Origin of the sequence: Vibrio sp. 1F263 (assembly GCF_041439035.1) — a bacterium.
Classification (GTDB): Bacteria; Pseudomonadota; Gammaproteobacteria; order Enterobacterales; family Vibrionaceae; genus Vibrio; species Vibrio tasmaniensis_A.
Genome location: NZ_JBGONI010000021.1, coordinates 46,795 through 69,441 on the forward strand (window position 1 = coordinate 46,795; position 22,647 = coordinate 69,441).

At 42.6% G+C, this 22,647-nt stretch carries 35 protein-coding genes; 30 read left to right on the forward strand and 5 right to left on the reverse strand.

Translation table 11 applies throughout. The features are described 5' to 3' along the window. The first annotated feature begins 199 nt into the window (after positions 1–199). The 23 genes from ACED25_RS14170 (at position 200) to ACED25_RS14280 (ending at position 13,647) form a co-directional block, all read left to right on the forward strand. Positions 200–361 (forward strand): hypothetical protein, encoded by a 162-nt coding sequence (locus ACED25_RS14170; RefSeq protein WP_012604036.1) that lies wholly within the window; start codon positions 200–202, stop codon positions 359–361. Beyond that, positions 334–1,068 (forward strand): pseudouridine synthase, encoded by a 735-nt coding sequence (locus ACED25_RS14175; protein ID WP_371695490.1) that lies wholly within the window; start codon positions 334–336, stop codon positions 1,066–1,068. Before ACED25_RS14170 ends, ACED25_RS14175 begins: the two co-directional genes overlap by 28 nt. A 69-nt stretch (positions 1,069–1,137) precedes the next feature. Beyond that, positions 1,138–1,512, forward strand: coding sequence for a VOC family protein (locus tag ACED25_RS14180; protein WP_017099885.1), 375 nt, complete (start codon positions 1,138–1,140; stop codon positions 1,510–1,512). A 306-nt stretch (positions 1,513–1,818) separates the two neighbouring features. Beyond that, positions 1,819–2,232 carry a GFA family protein gene (locus ACED25_RS14185; RefSeq protein ID WP_012604033.1) on the forward strand — a complete coding sequence of 138 codons (414 nt, stop codon included), beginning with the start codon at positions 1,819–1,821 and terminating at the stop codon, positions 2,230–2,232. Positions 2,233–2,460: 228 nt separating this feature from the next. Then, the gene (locus tag ACED25_RS14190; RefSeq protein ID WP_009846834.1) at positions 2,461–2,712 is read left to right on the forward strand and encodes a hypothetical protein; all 252 of its coding nucleotides are present in this window, start codon (positions 2,461–2,463) and stop codon (positions 2,710–2,712) included. A gap of 322 nt (positions 2,713–3,034) precedes the next feature. Further along, entirely contained in the window at positions 3,035–3,781 is a 747-nt protein-coding gene (locus ACED25_RS14195; protein ID WP_017061792.1) for a hypothetical protein, read from the forward strand. Between the two features lie 118 nt (positions 3,782–3,899). Further along, on the forward strand, positions 3,900–4,760 hold the full coding sequence (locus tag ACED25_RS14200; RefSeq protein ID WP_017061793.1) for an NAD(P)-dependent oxidoreductase: 861 nt from the start codon (positions 3,900–3,902) through the stop codon (positions 4,758–4,760). Between the two features lie 263 nt (positions 4,761–5,023). Next, the gene (locus ACED25_RS14205; protein ID WP_371695492.1) at positions 5,024–5,641 is read left to right on the forward strand and encodes an RraA family protein; all 618 of its coding nucleotides are present in this window, start codon (positions 5,024–5,026) and stop codon (positions 5,639–5,641) included. 80 nt (positions 5,642–5,721) lie between these two features. Beyond that, positions 5,722–6,210, forward strand: coding sequence for an N-acetyltransferase family protein (locus ACED25_RS14210; protein ID WP_371695493.1), 489 nt, complete (start codon positions 5,722–5,724; stop codon positions 6,208–6,210). An 18-nt stretch (positions 6,211–6,228) separates the two neighbouring features. Further along, positions 6,229–6,786: a nucleotidyltransferase family protein gene (locus ACED25_RS14215; protein ID WP_017104351.1), complete on the forward strand. Its 558-nt coding sequence runs from the start codon at positions 6,229–6,231 to the stop codon at positions 6,784–6,786. Positions 6,787–6,925: 139 nt separating this feature from the next. Next, complete coding sequence (locus tag ACED25_RS14220) at positions 6,926–7,339, forward strand: NUDIX hydrolase (RefSeq protein ID WP_371695494.1); 414 nt, start codon at positions 6,926–6,928, stop codon at positions 7,337–7,339. A gap of 49 nt (positions 7,340–7,388) precedes the next feature. Next, positions 7,389–7,796: a bleomycin resistance protein gene (locus ACED25_RS14225; protein ID WP_371695495.1), complete on the forward strand. Its 408-nt coding sequence runs from the start codon at positions 7,389–7,391 to the stop codon at positions 7,794–7,796. Between the two features lie 77 nt (positions 7,797–7,873). Then, on the forward strand, positions 7,874–8,308 hold the full coding sequence (locus ACED25_RS14230; protein ID WP_371695496.1) for a GNAT family N-acetyltransferase: 435 nt from the start codon (positions 7,874–7,876) through the stop codon (positions 8,306–8,308). Positions 8,309–8,397: 89 nt separating this feature from the next. Next, the gene (locus ACED25_RS14235) at positions 8,398–8,754 is read left to right on the forward strand and encodes a hypothetical protein (RefSeq protein WP_371695497.1); all 357 of its coding nucleotides are present in this window, start codon (positions 8,398–8,400) and stop codon (positions 8,752–8,754) included. Between the two features lie 36 nt (positions 8,755–8,790). Next, positions 8,791–9,261 carry a GNAT family N-acetyltransferase gene (locus ACED25_RS14240; protein ID WP_132761877.1) on the forward strand — a complete coding sequence of 157 codons (471 nt, stop codon included), beginning with the start codon at positions 8,791–8,793 and terminating at the stop codon, positions 9,259–9,261. Positions 9,262–9,311: 50 nt separating this feature from the next. Continuing rightward, positions 9,312–9,926, forward strand: a complete 615-nt coding sequence (locus ACED25_RS14245; protein WP_009846822.1) for a LysE family translocator — start codon at positions 9,312–9,314, stop codon at positions 9,924–9,926. 110 nt (positions 9,927–10,036) lie between these two features. After that, complete coding sequence (locus ACED25_RS14250) at positions 10,037–10,453, forward strand: VOC family protein (RefSeq protein ID WP_029223184.1); 417 nt, start codon at positions 10,037–10,039, stop codon at positions 10,451–10,453. 52 nt (positions 10,454–10,505) lie between these two features. Beyond that, on the forward strand, positions 10,506–10,925 hold the full coding sequence (locus tag ACED25_RS14255) for a GNAT family N-acetyltransferase (RefSeq protein ID WP_371695498.1): 420 nt from the start codon (positions 10,506–10,508) through the stop codon (positions 10,923–10,925). 65 nt (positions 10,926–10,990) lie between these two features. After that, positions 10,991–11,398, forward strand: coding sequence for a GNAT family N-acetyltransferase (locus ACED25_RS14260; RefSeq protein ID WP_371695499.1), 408 nt, complete (start codon positions 10,991–10,993; stop codon positions 11,396–11,398). 67 nt (positions 11,399–11,465) lie between these two features. Then, on the forward strand, positions 11,466–12,047 hold the full coding sequence (locus ACED25_RS14265; RefSeq protein ID WP_371695500.1) for an HD domain-containing protein: 582 nt from the start codon (positions 11,466–11,468) through the stop codon (positions 12,045–12,047). Between the two features lie 121 nt (positions 12,048–12,168). Further along, entirely contained in the window at positions 12,169–12,561 is a 393-nt protein-coding gene (locus tag ACED25_RS14270) for a hypothetical protein (RefSeq protein WP_102248895.1), read from the forward strand. A 188-nt stretch (positions 12,562–12,749) separates the two neighbouring features. Next, positions 12,750–13,007, forward strand: a complete 258-nt coding sequence (locus ACED25_RS14275; RefSeq protein WP_009846818.1) for a hypothetical protein — start codon at positions 12,750–12,752, stop codon at positions 13,005–13,007. A gap of 181 nt (positions 13,008–13,188) precedes the next feature. Continuing rightward, on the forward strand, positions 13,189–13,647 hold the full coding sequence (locus ACED25_RS14280) for a DUF302 domain-containing protein (RefSeq protein WP_009846817.1): 459 nt from the start codon (positions 13,189–13,191) through the stop codon (positions 13,645–13,647). A 199-nt stretch (positions 13,648–13,846) separates the two neighbouring features. Here the strand turns inward: ACED25_RS14280 and ACED25_RS14285 are convergent, their stop codons facing one another. Continuing rightward, complete coding sequence (locus ACED25_RS14285) at positions 13,847–14,179, reverse strand: PBPRA1643 family SWIM/SEC-C metal-binding motif protein (protein WP_371695501.1); 333 nt, start codon at positions 14,177–14,179, stop codon at positions 13,847–13,849. A gap of 265 nt (positions 14,180–14,444) precedes the next feature. On the opposite strand from ACED25_RS14285, the gene ACED25_RS14290 reads away from it, so the two are divergent. The 4 genes from ACED25_RS14290 to catB all read left to right on the forward strand — a co-directional run bounded on the left by ACED25_RS14290 (position 14,445) and on the right by catB (position 17,209). After that, positions 14,445–15,161 (forward strand): HAD family hydrolase, encoded by a 717-nt coding sequence (locus tag ACED25_RS14290; protein WP_371695502.1) that lies wholly within the window; start codon positions 14,445–14,447, stop codon positions 15,159–15,161. Between the two features lie 88 nt (positions 15,162–15,249). Continuing rightward, positions 15,250–15,633, forward strand: coding sequence for a nuclear transport factor 2 family protein (locus tag ACED25_RS14295; RefSeq protein ID WP_371695503.1), 384 nt, complete (start codon positions 15,250–15,252; stop codon positions 15,631–15,633). Between the two features lie 124 nt (positions 15,634–15,757). After that, positions 15,758–16,489: a glucose 1-dehydrogenase gene (locus tag ACED25_RS14300; RefSeq protein ID WP_102539351.1), complete on the forward strand. Its 732-nt coding sequence runs from the start codon at positions 15,758–15,760 to the stop codon at positions 16,487–16,489. 93 nt (positions 16,490–16,582) lie between these two features. After that, on the forward strand, positions 16,583–17,209 hold the full coding sequence (gene catB / locus ACED25_RS14305) for a type B chloramphenicol O-acetyltransferase (protein ID WP_017099903.1): 627 nt from the start codon (positions 16,583–16,585) through the stop codon (positions 17,207–17,209). A 79-nt stretch (positions 17,210–17,288) separates the two neighbouring features. Here the strand turns inward: catB and ACED25_RS14310 are convergent, their stop codons facing one another. Continuing rightward, positions 17,289–17,654 carry a cytochrome c gene (locus ACED25_RS14310; RefSeq protein ID WP_102258491.1) on the reverse strand — a complete coding sequence of 122 codons (366 nt, stop codon included), beginning with the start codon at positions 17,652–17,654 and terminating at the stop codon, positions 17,289–17,291. A gap of 220 nt (positions 17,655–17,874) precedes the next feature. On the opposite strand from ACED25_RS14310, the gene ACED25_RS14315 reads away from it, so the two are divergent. The 3 genes from ACED25_RS14315 to ACED25_RS14325 all read left to right on the forward strand — a co-directional run bounded on the left by ACED25_RS14315 (position 17,875) and on the right by ACED25_RS14325 (position 18,885). Then, the gene (locus ACED25_RS14315; RefSeq protein ID WP_004733849.1) at positions 17,875–18,126 is read left to right on the forward strand and encodes a Rho-binding antiterminator; all 252 of its coding nucleotides are present in this window, start codon (positions 17,875–17,877) and stop codon (positions 18,124–18,126) included. An 8-nt stretch (positions 18,127–18,134) separates the two neighbouring features. Then, entirely contained in the window at positions 18,135–18,368 is a 234-nt protein-coding gene (locus ACED25_RS14320) for a hypothetical protein (RefSeq protein ID WP_102494652.1), read from the forward strand. 67 nt (positions 18,369–18,435) lie between these two features. Next, positions 18,436–18,885, forward strand: coding sequence for a GyrI-like domain-containing protein (locus ACED25_RS14325; RefSeq protein ID WP_102494651.1), 450 nt, complete (start codon positions 18,436–18,438; stop codon positions 18,883–18,885). Positions 18,886–19,034: 149 nt separating this feature from the next. Here the strand turns inward: ACED25_RS14325 and gltS are convergent, their stop codons facing one another. The 3 genes from gltS to ACED25_RS14340 form a co-directional block, all read right to left on the reverse strand. Beyond that, positions 19,035–20,258, reverse strand: coding sequence for a sodium/glutamate symporter (gltS, locus tag ACED25_RS14330; RefSeq protein ID WP_371695504.1), 1,224 nt, complete (start codon positions 20,256–20,258; stop codon positions 19,035–19,037). 76 nt (positions 20,259–20,334) lie between these two features. Next, positions 20,335–21,708, reverse strand: a complete 1,374-nt coding sequence (locus ACED25_RS14335) for a patatin-like phospholipase family protein (protein ID WP_371695505.1) — start codon at positions 21,706–21,708, stop codon at positions 20,335–20,337. Positions 21,709–21,982: 274 nt separating this feature from the next. Continuing rightward, positions 21,983–22,642 carry a glutathione S-transferase gene (locus ACED25_RS14340; protein ID WP_371695506.1) on the reverse strand — a complete coding sequence of 220 codons (660 nt, stop codon included), beginning with the start codon at positions 22,640–22,642 and terminating at the stop codon, positions 21,983–21,985. Positions 22,643–22,647 lie beyond the last annotated feature (5 nt).

Sequence of the window (22,647 nt, forward strand, 5' to 3'; positions counted from 1 at the left end):
CATTGGTTGGTGAGCTTTTATCATTTTACCACTGATAGGCGTGGCACGTTGACTTTGTTGTTCATGATTAAACTGTTTCGGAAAGGGAGCCTAAAATAGAAGTACTTAATATTACTTTAACTACCTAACACCACTCCAAACAAGGCTGTAAACAGTGATACAATTTGCGCCTAGCAAGTTATTAAAACAAGGCATAAAAATGAGAACCGTATACACCACCGAAGGCGACATCAACGCAAAGAAACAGAAAGACGCTTACCCAAAATTGGCGCTATGTGATAACTGCGTTCGAGACTATGTGGTGATTGCTCAAGGCGAACGTACTTATAAGCCATGCGCAAAATGTGGTGCCGACGATTAATGCGCCTTGATAAATATCTATGTAAAAGCACTGACCTAACCAAGCCTGAAGCGATTGAACGCATCCATAATGGCGAGGTGAACGTAAACAGCGAGACGGTCACCGATGAATCGACTCAGGTTCATGAAAGCAATACCATCTTGTTAAATGGCACGCCGCTTAAGTTGCGAGAATTTCGATACCTCCTAATGCACAAGCCTGCGGGTACTATCTGCTCTAATGTCGATGAAGTTTATCCTTCACTGTTCAACTACATCGAGATAGAAAAAGCATCAGAACTGCACATCGCAGGGCGCTTAGATGCAGACACTACTGGCTTAGTTTTGATTACCGATGATGGGCGATGGTCATTCAATATCACGCTGCCCACCAAGTCATGTAAGAAGGTATATCGCGTGACATTGTCACGAGATATCAAAGACGATGTCGCTGATAAGTTCAAAGCGGGCATTCAATTACAGGGCGAACAAAAACCGACGCGTCCGGCAGAGCTCGAAGTGATTACCAGTAAAGAAGTGCTGTTGACCATTACAGAAGGTAAGTTTCATCAAGTAAAACGAATGTTTGCCGTAGTAGGTAACCGAGTTGTTGGCCTTCACCGTGAACAGATTGGCGATGTACGTTTAGATGTTGAAGCAGGCCAGTGGCGTTATCTAACTAAAGACGAAGTTGACTCATTTCAGCAAGACTCTGAACAAGAGCTCTGAATAAACGCCGTAACCACTTAAAGCGTTAAGCGTGTCAGGGCCAGAATATCAACACTATAAGGATGTAGGATGGAAAATCTCAAAGTCTCAGAAATTAAGTCTTTCGTGCCCGCGAAAGACTTCGATTTATCTAAGCGTTTTTACCAGTCAATCGGCTTCGAAGTGATGTCTGAATTTCACGATATCGCCTATCTACGACACGGAAGTTGCGCCTTCCTTTTGCAAAACTTTTATGAACCTGCGCACTGTCACAATTACATGATGCACTTGCTGGTTGAAGACGTAAAAAGTTGGTATCAACACATCCAGAACTCTAATGTAGTGTCGGAATTTGAAGTTACCGTTTCCGAGGTTGTTGAACAGCCTTGGGGAATGCTTGAGTTTTGTATCACCGACCCAAGTGGTGTGTTGTGGCGTGTGGCTGAAAACATCAGGTCGCGCTGATTCATCCAACTTGCATTGATAGTATGTCTAGGTTCACGGTGCTTTTCTGTCCTATTTGCTAGAGTGACAATTCAATGAGCATGGAGGTTTTATAATGGGAACTGTAATCGGTTTGGTGATTTTAGTTGCTATAGATTGGTATCTTGTTCGTAAAACAGGGCTTCATATTCATAAATGGATCTCTAAAAAGTATGCCGCGTATCTGTCGGAGAAGGGAAATCAAAAATAGCCTTTCTTATTAAGTCATCGGTATAAAAAGCGTTATCTGCTATTCATTTTACACACATTGCAAAGATTGGAGGATTTATGAAAGGTAAAGGAAAGTGCCTATGTGGCTCGGTTAAGTTGGAAGTAGAGTACGCCAGTAATGAATTGGGGGCTTGTCATTGTAGTATGTGTAGAAATTGGTCTGGCGGTCCGATGTTAGCCATTGATTGCGCTGATTCTGTCAAAATATCAGGTGAATCAAATGTAGTGAGATATAAGTCATCCGATTGGGCTGAGAGAGGGTTCTGCGGTAAATGTGGTACTCACTTGTTTTACTTTCTGGTGCCAAATAATCAGTATCACCTTCCTGTCGGTTTATTGATGTCTGGGGATGACTACAAGTTAACTCATCAGATATTCATCGATGAAAAGCCCGAATACTACGAATTTAAAAATGAAACACAAAATATGACTGGTGCAGAAGTATTTGCCCACTTTGAAAGTGGAGAGTAGCACTTAGTTTTTGTTGGCTTAAGACTAATTCCCAACACTCGGTATTTTCAGTTGCGTCGAGTTTTGTGTTTGCAGTGTAATGGTTTCGGTTAGGTGTTGCTCACGCTTAACGTCCCAGCATCAACCCCCAATTTGAAGTGACTCGAAACTCGATTGTGTGAACTGCTAATAGTTGAATGGTTACTCTAAAGTACACTGAGTTTTCTAACGGCTCTTAGGGGGGCAGAAATGACAGATATGGCAATATCAAGCTACCTTGGCTGGTTGTTACTTCTTATAGGTTGTTATCCTTTCTGCCTTGTTGGTGTCAGTATGTTTTTCTATGATGCAGAGCGTAAACAAGCATTAAGGTGGTTGAACGGCGTTAGTTTTCTATTGGCTGTATTCCTTCTTTATATGCATATGCAAACAGAAGTTATCTATGGTCGGGAACTGCTCGAAGCCTGGTATCGTGATAACCCAGGAGATAGCCCTCAATAGAAAGCACATAACAAGCGCTTATTATCTATATCAGCATGATGCTAAACGATTGGCATTTCCAGTTCGAATCAACTTTAGTGTTTTCGGTACAATGGTTGAGGTTAGGTGGTTGCTATGTCAGCCACTTAAAGCGGCGATAACTCGTCTATCCAATTATGCTTATCTGAGTGAACCATGTTCTCTTATAAGTATAGCTCACCATTTTTGGCATCAACTACGTACGGTTTTTGACTGGTAAAAAGAGTTACTTAATGTTGGTAATTACTTAGGTTACTATTTAGCAAAGTATTGATTTGGTATACAAAATTTTTGGACGAAGGTTATGAGAAAAATAATATTAAACATTGTCTTACTATCGGTGTTTGTTGCGTCTTTATTTCTAACAATTTCATCAGCAATAGACATTTCAAAAGAAGTGACAGTAAAGCTCCATGAGTTTGATTGGAGTGGTGTCTCCGGTGTAATGGACATGGTCATGGTTATTTTAACTTTCGTCTTACTGGTTGGACTGAAACAAGGTTCGAAATCTATTGAGGAATCGACCCGAAGTCGTAACGCCGAATTGTTGAATTGGGCGATGGAAGAGATGTCAGCATTAAAACCTGCGATTAGGTTGGTGACAGACGCTCACAAAAGAGAGCCTTATAGTCAGGTAACTAGTGACGTTAGTGTGGATTATGTATCGACATGGAGCAAAGAAGAACTACAAGCAGCTCAAGCTGTAAGTGTCGCGTTGCAGAGAATGGGGTACTTTGCTACTCATGATTTGGTATCAAAAAAGCATTTTCTGAATCTTTGGGGGCCTTTATATCTATCATGTTGGTATTCACTCGAAGGTTGGGTTAAACATAAGCGACTTCAACTTGATGAACCTTTTGATATCGCTGATGGTGCATACTCGAGACTGTACTTTGAAAAATACGCCATGTACTGTGAAGAAAAGTTACCGCCTTTGTTATTGAATAATACAAGAAAGCAGTTTGGCTTAGAGCCAATGGTTCAACCCAAAGCCCACATTAAGTTGGGCATAAAATTGAAAGCAAGGCTCACAGAAAAGGTTGATATCTAACTATTCACATCACAATACTTTTTGGAATCAAAGGGGCTTGTTAACGCGATCAACACATAAATGCCAAGAGTGTATTGGCTGATCGCATATTGAAGAATGTTTCTTCAAAGGGAGATGCATGTCATTGGTTATGTGTAATGGAGAGAATAAGGGAATAACGAAAGTACTAATTGCGGGGGCTAGTGGATACATTGGTCGTCACGTTACATCGCTATTCACAAAAAGTGGCTTTGAAGTTTTTACATACGGTAGAGACAAAGTCGTCACTCCTCCTTTAGTTGGGTTAATAAAAGATAGAGCTGACTATGAAGGCTTCTTTGACGTGGTTGTGAATTGTGCGCGTCCACATTGGTCACAATTCTCCGCACATGAAATTGCCGATGTGGAGCAGGAATTGCTCTCTGAGTTAGACCTACTTGCTGCTAAAGGCGCAACAAAGATACATACATCAGGTGTTTGGCTATTTGGCAACGCCTCTAGCGCTGATTTGAGACAGTTTAGACTGAAACCCTTAGACGCCGTTAGATTAGACGTAGAAACGATACATAGCGCTATTAGAAACAGGTGGCACGTCGTTTACTGTCCTAGTTTGGTTTATGGCGGTGAGGATTGTCAGCTAAAACGAATTGTAGAATCTTTCGCTAGCCAAACGATTCAAGTAGGTGTGCCGTCTATCGGCTATAACCAATATGTTCATGTCTACGACATTGCGAAGTTCTATCTACTTTTGGCGCAAGGCCGAACCTTAGAAAAGCAGCATTTTATTGCTGAGACGCAAGGCTATAGTCCTGCAGAGTTCGCTCGACTCTTACTAGCTGCAAAAGCTGTAACAAAAGTAAGAAAGATCCGTTGGGAAGAGTTTGAGGTAGAAAACGGTTCGTTAGCTGTAGAAGTCGAGAAGATGAACCTTACACTTCCAATTAGTTATTCGTTTGAGGCTACTGAGTCAATTAGCGAATATATTGGAAATTACATATAGTTGAGTGCTTATTTCTGATTCCCAACCCTCGGTACTTTTAGTTGAGTTTAGTCTCTCCGGCGTCTGTACTTAAGTTAATCGGTAGCGTCACAATAATTTCCTTTCGCAACAGATGTGAAGCTACCGAGTCGCAGGAATAGATCTTTTTGTAGAGCTGAGTCCGAGGTCAACGTTATCTTTGAGTTAGCTCTATATCATTGAATGACAAGCGTGCGTCACACCTTTGTTTGGCGTGAGGATTAGTTCAAACATGGAGTGAAAATATGAAGTCAGACTTTTCAAAACTTGCGACAACCGATTACGGAAACATACTAAGTAACGACCACTTTATTAATTTTAGTATTGGTCCTCTTTGGCAGGGAATGCCACGAATTTGTGGAGAAGCGTTTACTGTCCAGTTAACGTCTGGTGATAATTTAATGCTTCATTCAGCCATATACGAAGCACCAGAAGGTTCCATCATTGTAGTGGATGGAGTTGATAGCGAATATGCCGTAGCCGGCGGTAATGTATGCGCAGTCGCGAAGAGTCGAGGTATTAAAGGCTTTATTATTGATGGTGTCATTCGAGATTTGACTGAAATTTCAGATATAAAGTTTCCAGTTTTTGCGAAAGGTGTTCATCCAGTTCCGGGAAAGAAAGAGGTCTATTCTGAATTGGGCGCTCCAATCACTTGCGGGGGAGCAAAGGTCTCTACGGGAGATATCATTGTTGCTGATGCAGAAGGTATTGTCGTTATTCCTAAATCCAGAAAAGACGAAGTGTTTTTAATAGCTTCACAGAAAGCAAGTAAAGAGGCGTCATTAACACTCGCTGAGTGGGAAATAAACCATAGGGCCAAAATAGCCCAAGCAATAACGTCTGCGAAACAAAAATCTTAATTGGTGCAGCAAGTTGATTTGTAACGCGTGGCATTTTGCATCAATTAACAGGTGTTAGGCGACAACGAATAAATTCATCCATGGAGAAGAGAGTGATCGTAAGGACTGCGACGAAAGAAGACTCAAGTGTCTTGTTAGAGTTTATTGAACAAAAAGCTGACTTTGACCGGAGTATGAAAGGGTTTAGTGGTGAAATCTCGACAACTATAGAGAAAATCGAACGTACACTATTTGGTGATTACGCATTTGCCCATGCATTAATATTGGAACGGAATTGTGAGCCTTTTGGCTTCGCACTGTATCACTATCGATATTCATCCTTCAGTGGAGAGCCATCAATCTGGCTTGACGACCTATTGGTTACAGGAAATCAAAGATCAAAAGGGTATGGCCGTGAACTTATGTTGGCTTTAAAGTCACAAGCGGAGTCATCATATGTCTCTCACATCTCATGGACGGCAAGTCCACATAATAAGAAAGCGCATGATTTCTACAAAAGGTTGGGTGCAGAGGTTGAGCGAATGGATGATCAAAGACCTTATTTCCGTTGGGCAATGTGCGATTCGTGAACAGATAAAAAGAGAGCGATGAATAAACAAAAACTAAAGAACCTCATTCAACAAGTTCCTGAGTTAATCGAAACAGCCAACGTATGTCGTGAGGTGGGCTTGCCAAACTTCTATATTGCAGGCGGTGCTATCACTCAAATCATCTGGAATGATATCGAAAACAAACCGCTTCTAGACCAAGTTAAAGACTTCGATGTTGTCTATTTCAATAATGCTTCAGCCCTCACTGAGGACGAATTCAAAAACCGCATTCGTTCGCGGTTAAGTCATCATGTCGACGTGGATGTAAAGAACCAAGCGACCATCCATGAGCATTACGCTAAGAAGTTCGGTTGCTTGATTCAACCATACGATCGTGTTGAACAAGGTATCGAGTCTTGGCTTTCTGCGTTTGCTATCGGGTTTACTCTGGATGATTCAGGAGATATCAAGTTGTTTGCACCATACGGTGTAGAGGACGCGTTTGATATGCTGATTAAACCGAATAAGCGAGCAATGACAGAAGCGAACTACAACAAAATGACGGCTGGTTATAAGGCCCGATGGCAGCAAGTAAAAGTGTTCCTTTGGGATTGATCGATAGAGCTTTACGAGATGATTCTCAACATTTGGTATTTAACTCGGCTTGGCGTTAGGGGCAAGTTTGAACGCAATCTCAGAATTGTTAGTCACTTAGCTGTACGTTTGTCACTTGGTAAGAATTAAGGAGTTTTAAGTGAGTCATGAAGTAAGAGTAGGTGTCGCTGCGGTTATTCTACGTGAAGGACGAGTACTACTTGGAGAGCGAATTGGTTCTCATGGGGCTCATACGTGGGCAACGCCGGGCGGACACCTTGAATGGGGTGAGAGCATTGAAGAGTGTGCCAAACGTGAAACACTTGAAGAGACAGGCCTAGTTGTTAGTGGATTTGAAAAGCTCACTTTTACCAATGATATTTTTGAGAAAGAGAACAAGCACTATATTACGCTGTTTGTTGTTGCTTCTGACGCTAGCGGCGAACCGCAGGTGACAGAACCTGATAAATGTAAGCAATGGAAATGGTTTAAGCTAGATGAGTTACCTGAGCCATTGTTTCTTCCTCTGACGAATCTGTTGAGCGATCCGGTCATCCTTGGGAAGCTAGCTTAGTAAAACAGATTCTCCTCATATCTTTAATTGAATGACTAAAGGATCAATGATGACATTCCGAGTAGTTCCTGAGCTTTATTGTTTCGATATTAATGTGAGCCAATCCTTCTTTGTCGATGTGTTGGGATTTGAAGTGAAATACGAGCGCCCAGATGAAGAGTTTGTTTATCTAACGCTTGATGGTGTTGATGTGATGCTTGAAGGGATTGCGGGCAAAAGTCGAAAATGGCTTTCAGGTGACCTGGAATTTCCTTTAGGGCGTGGCGTTAACTTTCAATGGGATGTTATCGATATCGAACCACTTTATCAGAGAGTTAACGAAAGCGCCGCTGATTCTATTTACTTAGCGTTAGAGTCGAAGTCTTATCAATGTGGGGGTTCGATCGCGACTCAGAAGCAGTTCATCGTTCAAACTCCTGACGGTTATCTCTTTAGGTTCTGCCAAGATATTCGTTAACACATAAGTATTATTAGCTACTCATTTATTACGAGAAACACGGCTAACTAAGTACCCGTATAAACAAGGAGAGTAGAGTGGTCAACATTCGGGAAATGGCAATTTCAGACTACGACTCAGTGATCGCGTTGTGGTGCCAGACAGAAGGCATGAGTATTCGCGATGCCGATTCGAAAGAAAGCATTGCGAGCTATTTAGATCGTAACCCTGGTCTGAGTTTTGTGGCTGAAAGTAACAACGAGATCATTGCCGCTGTGTTAGTAGGAACGGATGGACGTCGTGGGTATTTACAACATTTAGCTGTCTCGGCCAACTTTAGAGGACAAAAGTTAGGTTGTAGGCTTGTCGCAGAGGCGGTCAATGCACTTGCAGGGTTAGGCATCCCGAAGACCCACTTGTTTGTCTATAACGACAACATCAACGCTCAACAGTTTTACGAAAAATTGGGCTGGTTTCCTCGAGATGAAGTTCGAATGTACTCGTTTAATAGCTCGGATAATAGTAACGTTTAGCCTTAAAGGTTAGTGTTGGCTGAGCGTTAATTTGTAACAGGTTCGCGCGCATCTTCCCAATATCAAAACAATCCTTGGAGTATTTAGAAATGTTGTTTTTTAGTCTGTCTAAACCATTGATTCAAGGCTCCGAGTTATGTTCTGAGCTGCTCAATTTCTTAACCGAGCATAAGAGTGATTTCGAAGAAAAGTTAATCCCAGACCTGTCATACATCGATGATATGGCACACGTGGTGGACGGTATTAAAATCAAAGACGTTCTACACATCAATGCGAATCAATACCGCCTTCAATATTCGTTTGATTGGGATCTGTTTCTAGGTTGTTCAGATAGGAACGAAACTGGTGTCGAGAATGGAAGCGTTCTATTCACACTTGAGGATGATAACGTTCTTAATATCAACTTCCCAAACTACGGTTCTCGAGACACTAGCGATGAACTTTAGTCGGTTTTTCGTGCGTGTTATACAGAAGGAACAACAATGATAACTATTGAAAGGCTTGAAGAATCCCATGTGGCGTTAGTTCAGGCCATCCAACTCGCCGACGAACAGGTCAAGTTCGCTGGCACAGCTGCAGAGTTTTTATTAGACGGCAGTGAAACGACGCACTTGCACGTGATTAAGTCTGATAACGAAGTTGTGGGTTTCTTTAAGCTGGATATCGCTTACGCAGAGCACTACGAATTCTGCCCTGAAGGAAGTATTGGCTTAAGAGCTTTTGTGCTTGATAGAAACCAGCAAGGTAAAGGTTTAGGAACGGGCACGGTCAAAGCTTTGTTTCCATATTTAAAAGCGAATTACTCAGCGTATCAGTCGATTTACTTAACTGTGAATTGCAAAAATCCGGCAGCATTCAACTGTTATAACAAAGGCGGCTTCGAAGATACCAATGAACAGTATTTAGGTGGCGCAGCAGGCCCGCAATTTATCATGCGCGGTCAAATCGCTTAGTTACATGAAACAGGTTAATTGTCGAACGACAAACGATCTAGGGAGGGATTATGTCAATTACATCAGGAATAGCTCTATTTGTTGCGATGTTACTATCTGCAGCCATACCGGGCCCCAGCGTTCTCGCAGTTCTGTCGAGGTCTCTAAGCTTTGGTTGGAAACAAGGCTTGTTAGTGGTGCTTGGCGTACTAATCGCGGATTACATTTTTATATTCTTAGCTTTGTCTGGTTTATCGGCTTTAGCTAGCGCAATGGGTGAATTTGCTACGGTAATTAAATATGTAGGCGTTGCCTATTTGTTTTGGTTGGCTTACACAACATGGACGTCAGATGTTAGTGAATCATCGAGTACATCTTCGGAGCAAGGAATGAAAGCTTCAAGCGTGATTATCGGGTTATTGATGACAGTTTCAAACCCAAAGGCGATTTTGTTTTACATGGGTTTCTTTCCCGCATTCATAGACCTAAAAACATTTACCACAACAGATGTGATGATGATTTTGGTGATTTCAACTGTAGCTGTAGGTGGAGTATTGAGTCTCTATGCTTGCACTGCCTCTAAAGCTCGTTTTGTATTTCAAGGGCGCTCAGCAAAGATGCTATTGAACAGGTTATCAGGTGGCTTTTTGGCGACTTGCGGTGCTTTGCTAGCAACTAAAACATGAGTACTCTTAGGACTGTTTTAACCATAACACCAAACTAAGTGTTAACACCTAGTGTCTTTGCCTGCTTCATGGCATCATTCCACGTAGCTAAAACCCCAACAAGGTATGTTATGAAACAGAATATTGTCCACATTGCACTCGTGGTAAAAGACTACGATGAAGCGCTTGATTTTTATGTAAACAAGCTTAAGTTTGATCTCATCGAAGACACGTATATACCAGAAGAAGATAAACGCTGGGTTGTTGTTGCTCCACCAAATTCAACCGGTGTGAGCCTGTTACTTGCTAGAGCTTCCAAGCCAGAGCAACACGATTTCATCGGTAACCAAGCTGGTGGACGCGTATTCCTATTCTTAAACACCGATGACTTCTGGCGTGATTACGAACGCATGACGTCTTTGGGCATTAACTTTGTCCGAGAGCCTAAAGAGCAAGGTTACGGTACCGTTGCTGTGTTTGAAGATCTTTACGGTAACTTGTGGGATCTGCTTCAGTTAAACCCTGAACACCCTATGGCTAACAGGTAGAAAAGCTTAGCCCACAACCTTAATTCTAGTCATACGGATTGGCAGGAGCGACATGGAAGTCACAAGGTATCAACCCAAGTATTTAACCGCCTTACAGGCGCTCTATCTAGAATCAAGACAGGACACCTTTCATTGGGCTGATGCCGACACTTTTAAGTTGTCCGATTTCGAATTAGATACAGAAGGTGAAGAAATATGGGTCGCCGTTTCTGGCAATAAGGTTTTAGGTTTTGCCTCTATTTGGGAACCTGAGAGTTTCATCCATCACCTCTATGTTTGCCCGAGAACGCTACGTTCTGGGGGAGGCTCTGCTTTACTCAATACCTGCAAACAACATTACACTGATCTGACTTTGAAGTGTCTGACTGCTAATGAAAACGCCATTGGCTTTTATCAGTCGCAAGGCTTTGTTATCTCATTCACAAAAGGAGAGGGATTAGAGCGTTATCATTTAATGACTTACCAAGTTTAGTAATAACAATCACAATCTCTGCAATTACAACAAGGGTCATCAAGTCGGGAGTTTAAACCGAGAATATGGAAATAAAACAGCTTTCAGCGACGGAGGTACTTCCGGTTAGGCATCAAGTGCTTTGGCCTGATAAACCGATGTCGTTTTGTATGGTGCCAGATGACGAACAAGCAACGCATTACGGCGCGTTTGTTGGTGAGCAGTTGGTTTGTGTCGCGTCTATCTATATCCAAGGCAATGAAGCGAGGCTGAGAAAGTTTGCCACGCTGCCTGAATTCCAAGGGCAGGGAATCGGTTCAAACGTGATTGATCATGCAATCTCTAACCTCAAAGAATTAAACATCCAATATTTTTGGTGCGATGCGCGCACAACGGCTTTAGGTTTTTATCAAAAGTTTGGTATGGCTGTCGAAGGCTCTGAATTTGAAAAATCGGGCGTTGCGTATTACAAAATGTCGGTTTGTTGGGAGTAACGACCCTTTGTCGCTCTTTTAACCCTCAGCTCGGATAAATCATCAACTTAAGTTAAGGAAGCTCATCGTGGAAGAAATCAAAGGCATTCTGCAATTCATGGTCGAAATTGAACAATTAAAGGATGTTCATCGACAGACAAAACCGGTTGGATTGGATCGATATGAAAACTCCGCTGAGCACAGTTGGCACGTCTGTTTGAGCGCTCTTATGTTGAAAGACTATGCCAATGAACAAATAGATATTACGCGAGTGATGAAGATGTTACTGATACATGACCTTGGGGAAATCGATGCAGGAGACACCATCATTTATGCCAGTGAGACCGAAGAAAATAAGCTCAAAGAGAGAAACTGCGTTGAGCGCTTGCTGAAATCATTGCCGAGCCATTCAAGAAACGAGTATTTGGAATTATGGCTCGAGTTTGAAGCGGGTGAGTCACCGGAAGCCAAGTTTGGTAAGGCGATCGATAGAGTGCCGCCTTTGCTTCATAACATCCATGGTGGGGGTCATAGCTGGAAAAAGCACAACATATCTAAAGATAAAGTACTGACCTTTAATGGCGAGCGTATTTCTAAAGGCAGTCGTGCTCTATGGAAAGAACTAGAAGTGCAGCTTGAAGGTGCTGCGGACAAAGGGCTATTAAAGTAAAAGTTAGCTATCTTGCCAAGTAATGGCAAACAAGTTTCACCTAACAACGTTTAAATTAAACCCGGGAATTCATAGTGTTACTTCAGAGTAGCAAGCCCATTGTTAAAGGAATAAGAACCACATGAAAACCACTGCTTTAGCTGTATTGTTACTTGGCGTTTCCGGTTGTGTATTTGCAACCGATAACAATATTGAAGCTATCGATTACCAAGTGTCGATCACTGTCGAGGATTCTGAATCAAAACTCAACTTCCCAACCTTTAAGTTCGACTCTTTCGGACAGGAAGTCTCATCTCAAACTGAAGAATGCATTTATTCGGGTGTTCTTTCTAAGCATGAAGCTAACGCTATTCTACTGGAAGCCAAAATGTCATGCGATTATGAAAATGGAGAGTCTAGCGGACAGATGCCTGTTTTTATTCTTGATAAAGAGGGTGGAGAAGCAAGTATCGAGCTCGGAGAAGATGAAGCAAACCTGTGGAAATACACGGTTCTAATTAAAGCGCTTAACTAAATTTCAAACGATACACGGTTACTCTTTTTGTTCTGCGCAATGCCAATAAAAGTAGATACATGGCACATGGTATTATCTCGTGTCTCATTTCTTTCTAATAAAACTCTAAAGGACAACAATGAGTTCGAGAACCGAGTGATAAGTTGTTAGTATTCATCAACTTTATAAATGCTAGATGGCTTATATAAATGCTTGATAATAAATATATTAAACACCCTTATCACTGTGAGCAGTGCAACGCACTTACCCCGCACCTTGCTGTTAACGCTTCCGATGCTCAATCTAAAGCGGAAGCTGAATCTGAAAAGAAACAATGGAAACTAGGCGTGTTGATGGAGTACCTGATGACGTTATTGTTTAAAGGTGACCATAATGTTCCCGGTTTTTATGTCGACAGTGATTACGAATACCAGTGTGAAAAGTGTGGGACTAAGTCGTGGCACTGATCATGTGTTTAGCTTTTGAAACAATTCCTATCTCAACTGATGATAATAAGACGCATTAGAAAAGTGATCCTCTCTGCAAATTGAGGATGGAAACGTGTCTATACTGACATGGGTTACGTCGCTGATTTTAGAAGTGGCGCTACGAATGTAAGTTTGATTAGGTTAAATCTCAGAGGTGACGATGAAAAAATTACTACCACTATGCGCCATTTTACTCTCGGCATCATTTTCAGCTACGGCTTCTGATGGTTTGATTAAATATCAAAGTAATTACTCAGTGAAAGAGACCGCTGACCGCTTTGAAGAAATCGCCAAAAGCAAAGGATTGACCTTGTTTGCGAGAATCGACCATCAGAAAAACGCGAGTAAGGTCGATCTTGAATTGAGACCAACCGAAGTAATCATCTTTGGTAACCCGAAAGTAGGGACACCATTAATGCAATGTGCTCAAGAAGTCGCGATAGATTTACCGCAGAAGGTGTTAGTCACGGAAGATTCCAATAAGAAAGTATGGTTGTCTTACAACGATCCTAATTACTTGGTAGAGCGTCACGCGATCAATGGCTGTGACAAAGTGATTCAAAAAATATCGGGTGTACTAAGTAAGTTGTCAGAAGCGACAGTGGCTAAAGCGAAATAACCCAATAGTTCACCAGCATGTTGGTTGATTTATCATGGTTGAGCAAAAGCTATTTTTCTCTAAAAGCTAATGTTCTCTAAAAGCTAATATATTTCCAAAAGAGCAACTCTGGACATAAAAAAAACGGGCAGATCGTAGTGATCTGCCCGTTTTAATCAATCATCTTAATCACACTATGAGTAGCATGAATCAGAAGTGCTTATGCGCAACACTTCTTGTATTTCTTACCGCTGCCGCAAGAACATGGGTCGTTACGGTTAGGGGTCTTTTCAAACGTCATTGTTTTTGGCTTGTTTAGCAACGTGTCGAACTCAAGCGTGTTTTCTTCATTCTCTGCATCCACAGATACAGTCACGAAGATTGAATGTTCAGCAGCGATTGCTTCTACTTCAGTTTTGCGAGCGTCAGTTTGAACCGTTACGTTGACTGGTGACTCTTCAGTACCCACTTTAACATCGCGGTTTACGTTGTAGCCTGCAAGAACGTGATTTTGTCTTGTTTCAATACGGCCTTTGAAAAATAGTTTCGACATTGGGTACTCGTTAAAATTTTGGATGACGCTATTCCAATGCTGGATAGCGTTATAGAGCGGGGGATTATACTGATATATTGCAATTGATAAAGCGGTTATGTGAGCAAAGCTTGTTTAGTTATTCTCGTATAACGATTCTACGCACCGCAACCTCTCAATTTTTTGCTTGTTCCGGGTTATATTTCAAATTAGAAACAATAAAATTTTCCTCAATAGGGGGTAGAGTGATAAATTCAAATGGCCAATTTAAACAAAGAGATAGTGTATGAAATTAGATGCCATACTGTGGGATTATGATGGAACCTTAGTCAATTCAGTTCCAAAAAATATCGCAATAACCAAAGACATTATCTCTGTGGTCGCACCACATTTGTCAGGTGATAATTTACCCAGATATTTGTTGAGTGAAGCGCTCTATCACGAAGCCAACCACGGTGCTAAAAACTGGCAAGCCTTGTATGTTGACTATTATGGGATGTCTCATGATGAAATGTTGATCGCTGGTGGTATGTGGGCAGAGCATCAAGAGCAAAATCAAACTCCCGTAGCCTTGTTTGAGGGAATGGAAACCGTGATCAGTCAGTTCGCGCACCTTCCTCATGGGATTTGCTCGCAAAACTCTCAATTGAATATTCGAACTGTACTCGATAGCTACGGTATCGGTGAGGTGTTTAAGTCAGTTGTTGGCTATGACGATGTATCGAATGGTAATCAAAAACCGCATCCGTTTGGCGGCATGAAGTGTGTTGAGAACATATTTGGTGAAGCTCACTCTAAAGAACTGTGTTTGATGTATATCGGTGACCATGAAGCGGATACACAGTTTGCTCGCAATATTGAAGTAGCACTGGGTAAGAACGCAAAAGTGATTGCCGTAGCCGCAGGTTATAGCCGATCTGAGCCTGAAAATTGGCAAACCAAGCCGGACTACATTGCTAACAGTGTTGATGATCTTTTAACGATCATCGGCAAGTACGCATAGAAAACTAAGTACGTATAGAAAGCTAACGTACACATAACGAAGCAGACGTTTAAAAATCACCACACGTAAATGACTTTAAGGAAGAATAATGACACCAAAACAAGTGGTATTAGGATTTTGGGATGCAATGCGCAGTAATGATTTTGCAAAGGCGAGTGAATGGCTAGCCACAGATTTTGAAGGCTATTGGCCGCAGTCGTCTGAATTGACGGTAGGGCGCGACAACTTCACGGCAGTCAATGCTGAATACCCAGCCAATGGTGTTTGGGAATTCACTCTCAATTCGATTGTTTGTGAGGGTGACACGGTAGTCACGGATGTGTCAGTAACTGATAGTGTATTAAACGATCGTGTGATTACCTTTCACACAGTGGTTGATGGCTTAATTCAAAAGCAAACTGAGTTTTGGCCAGACCCATTCGAAGCGCCGGCTTGGCGATCGCAGTGGGTTCAGGTTGTATCGAAAAATTAGTTTGTATCGATACGATCAGTTTGTAACGAAAACCCAGGTCGTATCGAATAATCAGGTTATATCGAACGATCAGGTTTCATCGAAAAATCAGGTTATAACAAACAAGTGGCATTAGGAGGTTTCATTGAGCAAGGTAGTGATTGTAACGGGCGGAAGCCGAGGTATTGGCGCAGCGACGTCTAAATTATTGGCCAGTAAAGGTTATGCCGTATGCGTTAACTTCATACACAATGAGTCGCGAGCGGAAGAGCTAGTTAATGATATTCGTGAACAAGGTGGAACCGCTATTAGTGTTCGAGCGGACGTGTCTGTTGAATCGGACGTGAAATCCTTATTCGAGATTGCTCGTAACAAGCTAGGTCCGGTGACTCACTTGGTCAATAATGCCGGGATTTTGTTTACTCAGTCACCTTTGGTTGACATCGAATTGGATCGCTTTGAAAAGGTGATGAAATCGAACGTATCAAGCTGCTTCCTTTGCAGTAAAGCCTTTATCAAACAAGCTGACGGTGCGGGTTCGATTGTGAATGTATCGTCTGCGGCTTCGCGAACGGGCGCACCGTTTGAGTACGTGGATTACGCAGCATCGAAAGGTGCGATGGATTCACTCACTAAAGGCTTATCGCTTGAATTGGCTTCACGTAATATCCGAGTGAATGGCGTAAGGCCAGGTTGTATTTATACTGAGATGCACGCAGATGGCGGAGAGCCTGATCGCGTAGACAGACTCGCTTCGCAGCTACCGTTACAACGAGGTGGCACGCCAGAAGAAGTCGCTAACTCTATCGCATGGTTATTATCGGACGAGGCTTCGTATGTCACCGGCTCGTTTATTGATATTGCAGGCGGTCGGTAGGGCACGTTGGCCTTTGCACTAAGATAAACAAGTTAATACCATCAACACGCAACACAAGTACCTAACTAAAAGAACGAAACTAAGAGTACAAACATGAAAAACTATTTTGAAAGTCCGTTTGTCGGAAAGTCACTGAAAGAACAAGTGACCAACCCAAACATCATCGTGGGTGAGCACAGCTATTACTCGGGTTACTACCATAACCACAGCTTTGATGACTGTGCGCGTTACCTATTACCGGATAGAACAGACATCGACAAGTTGATCATCGGCAGTTATTGCTCGATTGGTTCAGGTGCCGTATTTATGATGGCGGGAAACCAAGGCCACCAAAATCAGTGGGTCAGCACTTTCCCGTTTTTCTATCAAGACGACGAGAAGTTTGAAGGTGCGATCGACGGCTTTGAACGCTCTGGCGATACTGTGATTGGTAATGATGTGTGGATCGGTACAGAAGCGATGATCATGAGTGGTGTTAAGGTTGGTGACGGGGCGATTATCGCGAGTAGAGCGGTTGTGACCAAAGATGTAGCGCCATACTCGATTGTCGGTTCAAACCCTGCACGTCATATCCGTTATCGATTCGATGACACTGAGATTGCTCAGTTGTTAGAAATGAAATGGTGGGAGTGGAGCGAAGAACAGATCAAAGGCGCGATGTCGTTGATGTGCTCTTCAGATATCAACGGGCTTTATCATTATTGGAAAGCGATCAAGTAATCGCAGTCCCCGATATAGCCACGCGTGACAATGTAGCCCCTCATGGTGTTTATACAAGAATGCTCAAACAAGTGAAAATTTACTGAATTGAATCTATATATGACAAGACATCTAACGCGTCTTGCTTTGTGATAACACCTTGCCATGCTGGCATACCTTGTTCTACGTTACCTTCTAAAATGTCATCCGCCAAAGAACTTGGACTGGTAAAAAAGCCTCCTAGTTTATTAGCGATATTGGCGGGCTTGTGTGGCAATGAAGCGGCAGTGGGGCCATCACCGTGTCCTTTGTCGCCATGACACACCCGACAAAGCTGCGTGTATTTGGCTTTGCCATTGGCAAAGTGCCTCGCATCGATTTCTGAGGCGGCACTTGCATTAAACGTCATCATTGAAGCGACTAAGCCTAAAAAAGCTAACACGTGTAAATGGTTCATGGTTTTCATTGTTTTGTTCTCGATTATTATTTAACAATGAAAGAATAAGCAGGCGTGAGTAGAAGAAACGTGAATGGGTTAAGCTGGATTAAGCTAAGTTTAGAAGTAGGTTTAGAAGCAAGTTTAGTTTCGGACGAACATCAATGTGATTTGGGTAAATGATTGATTATATGCATATTGCATAGTATGGCGTGTCGCATTAGCGTGGTGGATGAATTGGAGGGGTATTATGATTAGTTGCAACGATTACGATTATATTGAGATTGTGTGTATGCACCGATACCCAATCAAATTAACGCTGAAGTCTGGCGAGCAGATTGAATGTGTCGGATTAGATACTCAACGCAATGATAGCCGTGAAGAGTGCATTAAGGTCAGTATTCAAGGTGTAGAACAACTTGTCGTACTCACTGATCTTTCCACACTAGAAGTCTGTGTCGACAATCCTCATTTTCAGCAGATTTCATTCAAAACGTCATAGGCTTTCAAATGAATAACACCATAGAACAATGCTATTGCACCGCGTGCAGAGAAGACACACAACACGTTGTTGTGTTGGTCAGAAAGACGAGTGCGTTTGTAGACAAACCTAACCAAAAGCGAAGTGAGTTTTGGGCAGGCATGATCAAAGGTTGGTTCCTTGGCCCGTTTATCGCGTCAATGGATGAGTTTTCTCGTCACCTTGTCTGTGAAAAGTGTGGCCATAAAGAGATACAAGATTAGTATTGTTATCTTACAAAACATTGGATTCAATACAGTTAGATCGTCAATTGGCTTAGGAATAAAACGAATGAAAGTAGAAACGATTGAAGCCGTAAAGGCGTATGGTTTTTCAGTAAGAACCACTAATACCGATGAGATTGACCCAGACAAAGCCAAGATAGGGCAATTGTGGCAGGGCTTTTTTGACCAAGCGTTTCCAAAATTAACGCCGGATTCAAAAGTGTATGGTGTCTACACCAACTACGAGTCAGACTTTACGGGTGAATTTGATGTCATCGCTTGTACTAGCGCACTTACCGATAACAATTTAGATGCGCTTGTAGAAACCGAAATACAAGCAGGCAAATACTTAACGTTTTCTGCTGAAGGTGAACTCCCTCAAGCAGTGATCGACCTATGGGGTGAAGTGTGGGCGTATTTCAACGCAGCGGATTGCCCACATGTTCGAACTTACACGACAGACTTTGAATTCTACAAAGGCGAAACTGAAGTCGAGATTTCGATAGCGATTCAATAAGCTTTGGGTTGTCGTTAGTGATAGTCAAATTGAGTCATTAGCAAAAGAGCCGCTCTGTACGAGCGGCTCTTTTTATTGGGGTACACCGCCTAATAAATTGCGGTACACCGCTTTTACAAATTGTGGTGTACCGTCTTAACAAAGGTCAGCTACATCATTCTCATGAAGTAAGGAATAATCAGGGCGTTCGCTAAATCAATGAAGAACGCGCATACCAATGGCACGATGATGAAGGCTTGTGCTGAATGCCCATACTTCTGACTTACTGCCGACATGTTTGCCATGGCTGTCGGTGTTGAACCTAACGAAATCCCTCCGAACCCAGCACATACAACAGCCGCATCATAGGTCTTACCCATTGATGGGAACACGATGAAGATATTGATTATCACGGCCAGTAGCAGCTGCATTGCCAAAATCGCGAAGATAGGACCCGCCAAGTCAATGAGCGTCCAAAGCTGCATGCTCATTAATGACATCGCCAAAAATGTACCCAGGGAGATTTCAGCAATTAAGTCGATAGCGGGCGAGCGTGTCGGCCATTTTGCGCCCGAGATTCTTGGGTAGGAGTCTGGCATTACGTTGGTGGTCACGATACCCGCAAACAAACACGATACGAACAGTGGAAGTTGTAATCCTGTTTGACTGATCAATTCATTAAGCAACGCGCCGACAATGACACAAATATGGATCGCTAATACGGCGTCCAAAAATTGAAATGATGTGAGAGCTTGTTGTTGCTTTTTGGCCTTTGAATCGATTGAGCCTGATTGCTCATCGGTAGGTTTGAGGTTATGACGCTTGATGAGAAACTTTGCAATAGGACCGCCCATAAGGCTGGCTAAAATCAGCCCGAACGTTGCACTGGCGATACCAATTTCCATTGCGCTTTCTAGGCCGAATTCTTCTGCAACCTTGGGTGCCCAAGCAATCGCGGTGCCATGTCCGCCAATCAGTGAAATACTTCCGCTGAGTAGACCAAAGACAGGCTCTAGGCTAAACATTGATGCGACAGAAATACCGACGATGTTCTGCATGATCATGAAGAAGATAGTGATTGCTAGCAAAATGACCAAGGGCTTTCCGCCTTTGAACAGGTCTTTCAAACTTGAGTTAATACCAATCGTGGTAAAGAAGTAGACCAATAATACATCGCGGGCAAACAGATCAAACTGCACTTCGATTGAGGTCGTCGCGTATAAAACCGCGAACAGAAGCGATGCCAAAATCCCACCAGAGACAGGTTCAGGGATACTGAACTCTTTCAAAAAACCGATGACTTGATTCAGCCTTCGTCCGACAAATAGAACCACGATCCCCATGGTCACTGCAAAGAATGACCCGAGATGTAAGATGTTGTTTTCAAATTCCATAGTGATCCTTGTAAAGGTGAAGTTATGACGTAACTTTAGTTGCCAAATTGCGCTTTAATAAGCAACTAGATTAGCATTATTTGTTGCGTTCAAATGATAAGAAGTTTCGGAATTCCGGATCGGCAACAAGTTGTTTGTTACCTTCTTCAATCAATAGGTCGACGTTTTCTTTGTCTATCATAAAGTCCGTCGGAATTTGATTGAGCAAATATCGCTTTGCGCTGTTGTCTGATTTATTCAAGCTGATCTCAATGAAGTAGGGTGAAACCTTACGACCTTGATGAGAGGCCAGTTCTTGCCAAGATTGCAACTCGTCAACGATCAAATCTTTTGTTGTATCGTTGTAGCGATGCAACTGTATATCGGTGATGACATCCACCGTTTGTTTCATGGAAGGTGCTTCAATCGACTCTCCAATGCCAGATTCTGGCGTCGTCGATGCATCAACCGAAATGATGACAATAGGGCGCGCGTGTTGGTTGTCGTACAAGTTTTTCAACTCTTCGTTGTCGTTGTAACGCAAGTATTCAGACATCTCATATACCGATAGCAAACCGAGGTTGTCAGTAATTCCGCCATCCACAAGGTGGAGATAACTCACATCATCCTTATTGCTATATGACTTTAACGACTTGATCAGATTTCGGTTGCGGTAACTTGTGGCCTCAAACGAGGGTTGTAAATGCTCTGATTTATCACAGTCATTTTTGTTTTCTAGTACCACAGGTGTGAAAACGAAAGGCACAGCAGAAGAAGCCGTCACCGAACTGGACACTGAATAGCTGTTCAAGTCTGAACATATGAGGTCAAAATACTCTTGTGTGAATGAAAAACGCGAACCCGTTGAAATGTCGGTCGCGTTAATGACAATGTAGGGTGCATCTTCTCGGTGCATGTCGGCAAATGTACTTTCACCGAAGATGTTGGCTTTGTAATAGTCGGTGGCTTTGTCTGTTCTGGTGGCGTACGAGAACCAATAAGTCGGAGATAAAAGGATGGAGAACAGATCTTTTGAGACTTCGTGATAAAGGAACGTTTCTTCATAATCTTCGAATATTTGGTCACCATACAAACCATAATACGCGGCGGTAAAGCTGCCACCGGATACCGAACTGATCATATCGACTTCTTCTAACAGATTGACCGTTTCACCATTTACTTGGATGTTGGTGTCGCGCAATGCTTGCAGCACACCATACGAGAGCGCAGCCGCACGTGTGCCGCCACCAGAAAAAGAGAGGATCAACGTAACTTTGCTATTGGGTTTATTGAAGCTTTTCGCTGTGTAGGTTTGATTCTGCTGCGCAGCAGATGGGCTTGTGTTGGTTGCTTTGTTTTTCGCGCTACAGCCTGAAAGGGCAAGCGAGAAGGCCACTAACAGTGAAACTTTCGCGAACCCTTTAAAATCGGGGCTAGGTGTGTTGAATGTGTTTACTTTGTTTTTTGGCATAGCGCATTTCAAACTAACGTTGTGATTGAGTGAAATGCGATTTTCGTTGATATCTAATATGCCATCAATAGCATCGCTTGTGATTCAGTGTCACGATTTTCATAACAATAGAGAGCTGTCTATGCTTATTTAGAACTGTTTACAGTCATCTCCAGGAATCTATAGTGCTCTTCGGTAATCTAGGGTTATCTCCAGCAATTTAGAGTTATCTCCAGCAATTTAGAGTTATTTCCAGCAATTATAGTTACCTCCAGCAATTAATAGCGACTTAATTCTACCCAAAAAAACAATCTTGCTTGGTTTCATTCCACAAAGGGTATTGCTTCATGACTTGGGTGTAGAGCTTACTTTCAAGGTGCGCTCTTAACCAACGTCCAACGTTCTGATATTCAGATTGCACAAACCACTTCTTCTCGACTCTTACGAACTGGCTAACAAACGGCATCACGGCAAAATCGGCTAAGCTTGGGGTTTCTCCAAAAAAGTAGGGCTGATCGGTGAGTAGCGCTTCTAACTGACGAATGAACGCTTCGCAGGCTTGTCGACGTTGTTCAACATCGATGTTTCGGTAACGCACTGAAGCGCGGTATTTCTCTAAGTGACCAATGAATTCTTCATCGTTGGTTTTGATGAGTTGTTGGACTTGCTCGCTAAGTATTGGATTGCTTAAGCGCAGAAGATCTTGAGGATCGTTTTGTTGAAGCGCCCAGTTCATCACATCTAAGCTCTGTTCGATGATTGGACCATCAGGCAATACCAATACTGGAACAGTGCCTTTTGGCGAACTGGCCAATAGTTCGCTAGGCTTATCTTTGGTAATAATTTCTCGAAGTAACACTTTCTGCTGTGATAGTGCGATGCCCATCCTTCCTCGCATAGCGTAAGGGCAGCGTCTTAAAGAATAAAGGATAGGTAAATCGAATTCGTTTGGCATTATTG